Source organism: Desulfoluna sp., assembly GCF_030145185.1.
Lineage (GTDB): Bacteria > Desulfobacterota > Desulfobacteria > Desulfobacterales > Desulfolunaceae > Desulfoluna.
In genome coordinates this window covers 1-9,157 of the sequence record NZ_JAQYWB010000122.1, presented here as the reverse complement: position 1 = coordinate 9,157, position 9,157 = coordinate 1, and the positions used below count along the sequence as shown (strand labels likewise).

Here is a 9,157-nt window from a genome sequence, read left to right as displayed (position 1 = left end):
GTGGCCACCGGCAACCTGGGCTGGTCCCTGGTGGCCGCAAGACCCGTGGCCCAAGCCTTCTGGGGCTATTTTGCGGTCACCCTTGAGCTGAATCTGTTCGCCTCCCCGCTGGTGATCATGATCGGCATCTGGCTGGGGACCCTGTCGGGGGTGAACCGAGACACCTGGATCGACCACAGCACGCGCATCGTCGCCATCATCGGCTGGTCCCTGCCCACCTTCCTCTTTGCCCTGATCCTGCTCATGATCTTTTATGGCTACCTGGACCTGTTTCAACCCGGCATCATCTCAAACGACTCCGCCCTGTGGGTGGCCAACAACCCTGAGTTTATCCGCTACACCGGAATGTACTCCTTTGACGGGATCTTAAACGGAAAACCCGGCATCACCTTAGACGCCCTGGCCCACCTCGTCCTGCCCGTCATCACCCAGATCATCGTCATCGTGGCCCTGCTCATGCGGGTCATGCGCTCGGGCATGATCGAGGAGATGGGCCGCGACTACATCATCACCGCCTGGGCCAAAGGAGCCGACAAAAAAACCGTCACCCGGGTCCACGCCAAACGAAACGCCCTGATCCCCGTGATCACCGTGGCGGGCCAGCTCGTGGCCCTGGCCATGGAGGGCTCCATCGCCGTGGAGGTGGTCTTCAGCCGCCAGGGCATGGGCTGGTGGCTGGCCGAGTCCGCCACCCAGCTCGACATGCCCGTGCTCATGAGCGTCTGCATGTTCATGGGCGTCGTCTTTGTCGTCTCCAACCTCATCATCGATATCATGTACGCCTGGATCGACCCGAGGATCCGGCTATCGTAAAAAAACAAAAAAACGGTAACCATTCAGCTTGCCTTCGCCAGATCGGTTCGAGGCAAATGACAGAAAGATTCAAATGCCAACACGTCACGTCTTTTCATCACCGCGTAGGGTGCGGCTCCCGCAACTTCTACCGTAGAGAGACCATCGGCCTCGCAAGTTAACGATGACCACGCGTCTTATTTCATAATGCGGTGTTTCCGGTTTACGATACGCCTGACGGTGCGCACGGCGCACCCTACGCATCCCCCCGGTACGTCATTGTAAAAATGAGGAAGATACGGATTTTCATACATGGATTCCCGCCTGCGCGGGGAAGACGAAAAGCGTAGGGTGCTGTCAGACCGGGGTCATAAAGAAAAAAATGGATCGCTGAATAGTTACAAAAAACGTAACTATTCAGAGCATGAAAAGCAGCCTCCGGCGGCAAGGTGTGCCACCTTGAAAGCAGGTTACGAAGTGGCTCCCCTCGCCGCCGGCATGCTTTTGACTTTTTCTCTGAGTCCTCTGTGATTCACCCAGCTCTGACCATAGAAGGCAGGTTTTGTTTGCCTCGACGTTAACCATAGAAGACATAAAATGATGAACACTGTGATTGTAAACGCGGGACATCCCAGGTGGCGTGAGTTCAAGTTCATGGTTTATCGGATTTTCCGAAACCCATCGGCTGTCATCGGATTCGGGCTGCTTTTTTTCTTTGTGGGGGTGGCGTTGGCGGCGCCTTACCTTGCACCGCCAAAGTACGCCCATGCGCCCTACCAGATGCCTCACCAGGGATTTTCCCCCACGCCCAAAGCACCCAGCGCTCAGAACCTTTTCGGCACCACCTCCGGGCAGTACGATATCTACTACGGGGTGGTATGGGGCACGCGGACTGCCTTTAAAATCGGCCTTTTCGTGGTGGGAATTGCCGGGTTTATCGGGGTCTCTCTGGGCGTCATCTCGGGATATTACGGGGGCTGGTTTGACGAGATCCTTATGCGGTTTGTGGACATTGTCTGGTCGGTGCCACTTTTGGTCTTGGCCATGACCATCGTGGTGGCGTTCGGCAGGGGCCTGGAGAACATCATGATCGCTCTGGCCCTGGTGGAATGGCGCTGGTACGTGCGGGTGATTCGCTCGGAGGTCCTGAAGCTGAGAGATCAGGATTTTGTGCAGGCGGCTCGGCTGATGGGGCTGTCGGATATAAAAATTATTCGCCGGCACATCCTCCCCAATGCCATCTACCCGGTGCTGATCATGGCCTCCATGGACATGGGATCCATGGTCATCACCGCCTCTTTCATGAGCTTTGTGGGGTTGGGGGCACCCAAAGGGTATGCGGACTGGGGGCAGATGGTGGCCCTAGCCCGGAACTATATCGTGGGGCCTCCGGACGACCCCATGCGCTTCTGGTACACGGTGGTCATCCCAGGCACCTGCATCATTCTTTTTGTGCTGGCATGGAACCTCATCGGCGATGCCCTGCGCGATGCCTTCGACCCGAAGCTCAGGAGGCGGTAACCATGACCCGTATCATCGAAGCGGTGGACCTCACCACCCATTTCTACACTTACGAAGGGGTGGTGAAAGCCCTGGACAAGGTCTGCCTCCGGGTGGATCACGGGATCACCTTCGGCCTCGTGGGGGAATCCGGTTGCGGCAAAAGTGTGACCGTCCGGTCCATGATGCGAATCATCCAGGAACCGGGGAGAATCGAAGGGGGCAAGGTCTTTTTTACCCCCAAAAAAGGAGAGAGCGTCCAGGCGGTGGATCTGCTCTCAAAATCAGAGGCCTGGATGCAGGGCCTTCGGGGAAACCGCATCTCCATGATCTTTCAGGAGCCTAACGCTGCGCTGAACCCCATCATGAGGGTAGGCGATCAGGTGGCCGAAAGCTTCCTCTTCCACCGCAAAAAATCCATGAGCCAAAAAATCTTGACGGACCTGGGCCGTGCGGACACGGTTGTCTTTCCGGGAACCCGAAGGATTCAAAAGGCCCTCTATGCCCTTTCCGCCCAAACACCAAAGGCCCGCATCCTGACCCTTTCCCGACGGATTCCCCTTCTGCGTCGATGGGAAACACGAATGAAAAAAGAGGCCTTCCGGCGTGCCACGGAAATCATCGGACGTCTCGGCATCGCAGATCCCGACGCGGTGGCAAAAAATTACCCCCACAACCTCTCAGGGGGAATGAAACAACGCATCGTTATTGCCATCGCCCTGGCCTGCAAGCCGGACCTTCTCATTGCCGACGAGGCCACCTCCAACCTGGATGTCACCGTTCAGGCCCAGATCCTGACCCTTTTAAAAGATCTGAAAAAAACCGAAATTTCCTCCATCCTCATGATCACCCATGACCTGGGCGTGGTGGCGGAGACCTGCGACCGGGTCGGCGTCATGTACGCCGGCACCCTTTGCGAAGAGGCCGATGTCAAAGAGCTCTTTACCGATCCGAAACACCCTTACACGATCGCCCTCCTCGCTTCCGTTCCCCAGCGTCACCAGGAAGGCGAGCTGAAAACCATTGACGGAACCGTCCCAAACCTTGTGCATCCCCCTTCAGGCTGCCGGTTTCATCCGCGATGCCCCCACGTGATGCCAAAATGCAGAGATGAGGTTCCAGCCTTCATCCCCGTGGGAGAAAATCACAAGGTGGCCTGCCATTTGTACGATGTGTTTGAACACCAAGGAAAAAGCGATGTCTGAGGAGATCATTCTCGAGCTGGTGGACCTGAAAAAACATTACCCAGTGCTGGGCGGCGTCCTCCGACGTGAGGTCAACACCGTCAAAGCACTGGATGGCATCTCCCTGGCCATCCAAAAGGGCGAATGCCTGGGCCTCGTGGGGGAATCCGGCTGCGGTAAAACCACCACAGGCAAAGCGATTGTCCGCCTTCACCCCCCCTCATCCGGCCACATTTTCTTTCACCCGAAGGGACAGGAGAACCCCGTGGACATCGCCGCCCTCTCCCCGAGGCAGCTCAAGGGGAAAAACCTTCGCCACAAACTTCAGATGGTCTTCCAGGACCCCACCACCTCCATGAACCCGCGCATGCTCGTAAAAAATATCGTCGCCGAGCCCATTCAAGAGCAGGAAAAACTCAGCCCCAAAGAGCTGGAGGCACGCGTGGTCGAACTCCTCACCCTCGTCGGCCTGAACCGGGACCACCTCTTCCGCTACCCCCACGAATTCTCCGGGGGCCAGCGGCAACGCATCGCCGTGGCCCGAGCCATCGCCACCCACCCGGAAGTCCTCGTCCTGGACGAACCCACAAGCGCCCTGGATGTGTCGGTCCAGGCCCAGATCTTAAACCTGCTTCACCGCTTGAGAAAAAAACTGAACCTCACCTACCTCTTCGTCACCCACCACCTCCTGGTGGTCAAGTACATCTCCGATCGCATCGCCGTGATGTACTTAGGCAAGGTGGTGGAGCTGGCCGATACCGAGACCCTCTTTGAACAGACCCTGCATCCCTATACATGGGCGCTCCTGTCAGGAATCCCAAGCACCGAGATCGACGCACCCAAAGCGCGCATCCTCCTGGAAGGCGACGTCCCCAGCCCCCTCGACCCGCCCGCGGGATGCCGGTTCCACACCCGCTGTCCTTTTGCCCTCGACCTCTGCAGCGAGGCCGAGCCCCCGCTCCTCGCCACCGGCGAGAATCACCAGGTCGCCTGCCACCGAAGCCATGAAACCCGATCTCTGTTCCACAGCTATACAAAAGAGATGCCTCCGGCGGCAAGGTGACGCCACCTTGAAAGCGGGTTTGCGAATGCTCCCCGGCTATCGGTACTTGCGGCACCCCGCGTTCGCATTCGCGTGAAGGGTGAGGGGGTGCCTCATGTGTCGCAAACGCATAAGTTACAGGTGCTTCCGTATCAATTCATGGGTTGACATTAACCGGAATTACTCCGGCGGCGAGGATGGCGAAGCCACGATAGCGAAAAACCACTTCGAAAACGGGTTTGCGAATGCGCATGGGGATGGACTCATCTTCATTTCCAAACATAGACCCTTGCCCATCCTTCTGTTATAACACCAGCTCTTTTGATATTCTGACACTCAGGCGCGTGGTATGTCTTCCAAAAACCACGCCAAAGCGCCCCCATGGGGTTTATATATGCGAGGCAACAGATGGATCCGATTCTTGAGGATAAGTACCGGCGTCAAGGTGAGATGCTGGCCAATAAGGCAAAAAAAACACACAAACACCTGAAAAAGCGATTTGCCCAGCAGGGAATCGAGGTGTTTCGGATTTACGACTGGGATATTCCCGAAATCCGAGCCGTCGTGGACTGGTATGCCGGGCATCTTGTGGTGGGCGAGTACACCCGGGCTCAATCCACCCCGGACTGGCTCCCCATGATGGGAAAAGCCGTGGCTGAAGCCTTAAACGTCCCCATGGAAAAGGTGCACCTGAAAGAACGCAAAGCGGGCAGGCAGGATGGCAAGCGATACGAGCGTATTGACCACACCGACGCCCAAATCGTCATGGGCGAACGGGACCTGAAATTTTACGTCAACCCCTTTGATTACGTGGACACCGGCCTCTTCTCCGATCACCGCAACACGCGTGCCATGGTGCGAGACATGGCCCAGGGAAAAGATTTCCTGAACCTCTACTGTTACACAGGGGCCTTCACCTGCTACGCCGCCAAAGGGGGCGCCGCGTCCACCACCAGCGTGGACCGGTCCGAGACCGCTGTTAGATGGGTCCGAAAGAATCTGGAGCTCAACGAGCTGACCTCTGATCGTCACATCGTTAAACAAATGCACACCCCGGAGTTTCTTCAAAAGGCAAAAAAAGAGGGTCACACCTATGATCTCGCCGTGGTGGACCCACCCTCCTTCTCCACGACCGTGACCACCGGTGAATCCTTTGATATCGTCAAAGACCACACCTGGCTGTTAAACAATGTCGTCTCCCTGATGCGACCGAAAAGCACGATCTTCTTCTCCACGAACCACCAGGACTTCACATCAAAACTGGACATCCTGCCCGTCTCCAGCTTCGAGGAGATCACCGACAAAACCATCCCCGAAGACTACATCAGCAAACGAAAAACCATCCACCGCTGCTGGAAAATCATCGTGTAAGGGCCAGCGCAAAAAACAGGCCTCCGGCGGCGAGGTGTGCCACCTCGAAAGCGGGTTTGCGAATGCGCATTGGGAGTCGTAACTCCGGGCTGCAATGCGTCCGCATTCGCGTGACGTGCCCATCGGACGCGGATATAACCGCCCACGCCGGGGGCCGATGTCGGGCTTCCGATATTTTGGTTATTTTCATCGTTACGGGTTCCCCGATGAAAGATGGGCACGCTTCGCGCTTTGCCCATCCTGCGGGCCGTCGTCATGCGGATGATGAGGGGGGCTGAGAAAGGATGGCAATCAAATTATTGAAAAACCTGTTTATCAAACTTTCTTGTCACGCCGTAGCCCTTGGGCGAAGGTGGATCAAAAGTTTGGCCCCCGGCAGGGCCGCCAGAGGCGCTTTTTAGGCATACGCTCCTTACAGTGACCAGCTGCCGCCCCGGCGTTTTATTTTCAAGGCCCCCTCGGGCATCGCCATCTCAGGTACCCGATCCAGCTTCCGCCACCATATGCACCGCAAGGCTTGCTTCCAGACAGAATGCTCAAAGGCCTCCTCCCGCCACTTCGCCCCTTCCGCCACCTGTTTTTCCATCACCTCCCAGGCCGCGGCATAATCGAAACGCGGCCAGCGGGTGCCTGCTTTGTAAAGATGCTCGGAAGACTTGAGCGCCAGAAGAATGCCCATCCCCATGTCATAATCAAAACCTCGCCAGTGATACCCGGCATAGCAGACCTGTTCCGCATCCCTGCCCTTTGCAAGGGCCTCAAGCCCTTTTCGGGTATCAAAGGTGGCCCAGTTGAGTCCGGCAAGATAGATATGACGCGGATCCCCCCAGGAAAACAGGGCGTCCATGCCCCGCTCATAGTCGAACCCCTTCCACATCCAGCCACAACGATAAAGAATCTCAGCATCCCTCAGGCCAATAACCGCTGAAAGGCCCTCGGCCTTGTCAAACACCGGCCAGCGTAACCCTGCCTTGTAAAGGGCGGTGCCGTCTCCCAATACCACGAGGCGGCGAAGTCCTTCGACCCCATCAAAGGAGTCATCTTCCACACCCGCTTCCACAATTTTTCCCGGATCTGTCTCCTGGGTTATATTCATCAATCGCTGCCTTCATCCACGAAAACCTGCTTGCTGTTTTCGATGTGTTTTCCCCGATGTGGGGTGCCCACGTTGCCGCGGGTCGCACCCCAGTTAAAGAGGCCTCCGGCGGCCCTGCCGGGGGCCAAACTTTTAAATAGTTTGATAAACAGGTCTTAAACATGACGCTCTCGCGTTCTCTCGTTCCCACGCTCCGCCTGGGAATGCTTCACGGAGGCTCTGCCTCCAACCTTGAAACCCTGCACCCTGTGAATGTCACCCCTTGCGCTACGGCTTTTCGGCATCGATCATCGTTTCGGCCATCGGCGTGTCGACATCACCACCTGAGCACCCTTGCCCCTGAAGCGCCGCACTCCGGTGCGGCATGGGTAACGACGAACTAAAAAGCCGCACCGGAGTGCGGCGCTCCGTTTCGGTTCGTCTTTCTCGGTTTTTTAAAGGTCGCGGCCCAAACAATGACCAAGGCCCCGCCGGAGTCATCCCGTTTCATATCAACCTCAAGATTAGAACCGGAGTCCCCGAAGCGCCTGCCCTTGTAACGCACACAGCATGTCCCCACACGTCACGCGAATGCGGACGCGAGGTGACCAGAGTAGCGACATCCGTAGAGCATTCATAAAACCGTTTTCAACGGTGGTTTTGCTACAGTGGCTCCGCCACCCTTCTCTCGTTCCCAGGCTCCGCCTGGGAATGCTTTCCGGAGGCTCTGCCTCCAAGCTTAAAGCCCCGTAGCCTCTGAATTTAACCCCTACGCTGCGGCTTTTCATACCGGCAAGGCGGAGCCTTGCACCCGACACTCCCAGGCAGAGCCTGAGAGCGAAAACAGTGATGAGATCTTGAAAGTTACCGGAATTATTCCGGTTAATATCAGCCCGTGAATTGGCACTAAAGCACAGGCAGCTCATGCCCTTGCGACAGCCGTTGCCAACCCTCAGCCGTCACGCGAATGCGGACGCGAGGTACCCGGAGCACCAGCCGCCGTAGAGCATTCGCAAACCCGCTTTCAAGGTGGCGCCACCTTGCCGCCGGAGGCATTTTTTTGTCCTTAATATTTATTTGGCCCCTACCCGCTGCGCTCACGTTCCAGTCGCACCACCTCGCCGAAAGGGGGATGAAATACCTGGGCATTGGAGGGCAGAAGCCAGAGGGTTCGGTGGTAGGGTGCGAGGCGTTCCATGTCATAAATCTCGCCGTCGGTAATCACCACCACCATCTCCTGATGATTTTTCAGGTACCCGTTAAAAAGGGGGGAAAAAAAGGTGGTGCCGCTGTTTCCGGATCGAATCAACCGCCAGTCCCCCCGTTGGTAGGTGCAGAGGTGGACATCATGGCCCCCTTTGACAAACCGTTCGCCCTGTTTTTCGGGAACAAAAAGGGTTTCATCAATACAGAGGAGATTGATCCGATAGCCGTCCAGCAGGGACTCCACGGCCCCAAAGGCCTCTTCAATGTGTTCGGGGCGTGTCACCATGGAAGCGGAGAGATCCACCACCACGGTCAGGAGCTTTTTGTCCACGTAATGCCGCCCCGGGGTGTAAATTCCTTCGGTGAAATAGCGCCGGTTGAAACGGGCGGCGCTATACTCCCACTCCCGTGAGGGGGTGCCCCGGGCAATGATGGTGCGAATTTTCCGCTTCAGGGGCGCGGTGTCTACCTTTGCCACCTGCTGTATCAGGGCGCTGATCTCCTGGACGAGCCGTTCATCCCGGGCTTTAAAATCTTGCCCGGAAAGTTTCAGGGCCTCCCGAACGTTTTTACGGATGCGCACGGAGGCCGAGGCATCTTCCATGCGATGCACACCTGTGGGGAGTGGCTGCCCGTCCCCGCCGGTGAGGGACATCTCGCCTTCGATCTCCGCCCCCTCGTCTGTTGGTTGGAACGGCGTCCGAGCGGGTTCAGGCTTTTCTTTTTGCTCCTGGCTCCCCCCTGATCTGAAATTCTCTTTCAGGCCTTCGGCAAAATCGCCCAAAACAGTGGGTTCATCCGTCTTTAAAAATCGATAAACATGCTCCCAGGAGGGGTCGGTCTCTCCGGTTTTCTCATAAAAATCGAGGGGAATGCGGGGCAGGCCCGGAGGCAGGAGAAGCGGATGATCGTCCGTGGAATAAAAGGTGCCGCGGCAGGCATCCATCCAGGAGTTAATGACCATGTCCTGGGCCATGTTCTGCAGGT

The 9,157-nt window shown here is 56.9% G+C and carries 8 protein-coding genes; 5 read left to right on the top strand and 3 right to left on the bottom strand.

Annotated features, from left to right (window positions below):
• The 4 genes from Q1Q75_RS21845 to Q1Q75_RS21830 all read left to right on the top strand — a co-directional run.
• On the top strand, positions 1 to 813 hold an 813-nt coding region (locus Q1Q75_RS21845), incomplete at its 5' end, for an ABC transporter permease (RefSeq protein ID WP_300675215.1).
• Positions 814 to 1,389: 576 nt separating this feature from the next.
• A complete protein-coding gene (locus tag Q1Q75_RS21840; protein ID WP_300675213.1) occupies positions 1,390 to 2,313 on the top strand; it encodes an ABC transporter permease in 924 nt (307 codons plus the stop codon).
• A 2-nt stretch (positions 2,314 to 2,315) separates the two neighbouring features.
• Positions 2,316 to 3,497 (top strand): ABC transporter ATP-binding protein, encoded by a 1,182-nt coding sequence (locus Q1Q75_RS21835; RefSeq protein WP_300675211.1) that lies wholly within the window; start codon positions 2,316 to 2,318, stop codon positions 3,495 to 3,497.
• Positions 3,490 to 4,539, top strand: coding sequence for an oligopeptide/dipeptide ABC transporter ATP-binding protein (locus Q1Q75_RS21830; RefSeq protein ID WP_300675209.1), 1,050 nt, complete (start codon positions 3,490 to 3,492; stop codon positions 4,537 to 4,539). Before Q1Q75_RS21835 ends, Q1Q75_RS21830 begins: the two co-directional genes overlap by 8 nt.
• Before the next feature lie 136 nt (positions 4,540 to 4,675).
• Here Q1Q75_RS21830 and Q1Q75_RS21825 read toward each other — a convergent pair whose 3' ends face one another.
• Positions 4,676 to 4,801: a hypothetical protein gene (locus tag Q1Q75_RS21825; RefSeq protein WP_300675207.1), complete on the bottom strand. Its 126-nt coding sequence runs from the start codon at positions 4,799 to 4,801 to the stop codon at positions 4,676 to 4,678.
• 125 nt (positions 4,802 to 4,926) lie between these two features.
• Between Q1Q75_RS21825 and Q1Q75_RS21820 the strand changes: the two genes are divergently transcribed.
• A complete protein-coding gene (locus Q1Q75_RS21820) occupies positions 4,927 to 5,889 on the top strand; it encodes a class I SAM-dependent methyltransferase (RefSeq protein WP_300675205.1) in 963 nt (320 codons plus the stop codon).
• Between the two features lie 412 nt (positions 5,890 to 6,301).
• Here the strand turns inward: Q1Q75_RS21820 and Q1Q75_RS21815 are convergent, their stop codons facing one another.
• Together Q1Q75_RS21815 and Q1Q75_RS21810 are read right to left on the bottom strand one after the other, a co-directional pair.
• The gene (locus Q1Q75_RS21815; RefSeq protein WP_300675203.1) at positions 6,302 to 6,985 is read right to left on the bottom strand and encodes a hypothetical protein; all 684 of its coding nucleotides are present in this window, start codon (positions 6,983 to 6,985) and stop codon (positions 6,302 to 6,304) included.
• Between the two features lie 1,063 nt (positions 6,986 to 8,048).
• A partial coding sequence (locus Q1Q75_RS21810; protein ID WP_300675201.1) for a hypothetical protein occupies positions 8,049 to 9,157 on the bottom strand: 1,109 nt, incomplete at its 5' end.

What these genes read in the sequence shown, in the direction of transcription:
- Q1Q75_RS21840 (WP_300675213.1), top strand. Translation starts at nt 1,390, where the DNA reads ATGATGAACACTGTGATTGTAAACGCGGGACATCCCAGGTGGCGTGAG.
- Q1Q75_RS21835 (WP_300675211.1), top strand. Translation starts at nt 2,316, where the DNA reads ATGACCCGTATCATCGAAGCGGTGGACCTCACCACCCATTTCTACACT.
- Q1Q75_RS21830 (WP_300675209.1), top strand. Translation starts at nt 3,490, where the DNA reads ATGTCTGAGGAGATCATTCTCGAGCTGGTGGACCTGAAAAAACATTAC.
- Q1Q75_RS21825 (WP_300675207.1), bottom strand. Translation starts at nt 4,801, where the DNA reads ATGTTTGGAAATGAAGATGAGTCCATCCCCATGCGCATTCGCAAACCC.
- Q1Q75_RS21820 (WP_300675205.1), top strand. Translation starts at nt 4,927, where the DNA reads ATGGATCCGATTCTTGAGGATAAGTACCGGCGTCAAGGTGAGATGCTG.
- Q1Q75_RS21815 (WP_300675203.1), bottom strand. Translation starts at nt 6,985, where the DNA reads ATGAATATAACCCAGGAGACAGATCCGGGAAAAATTGTGGAAGCGGGT.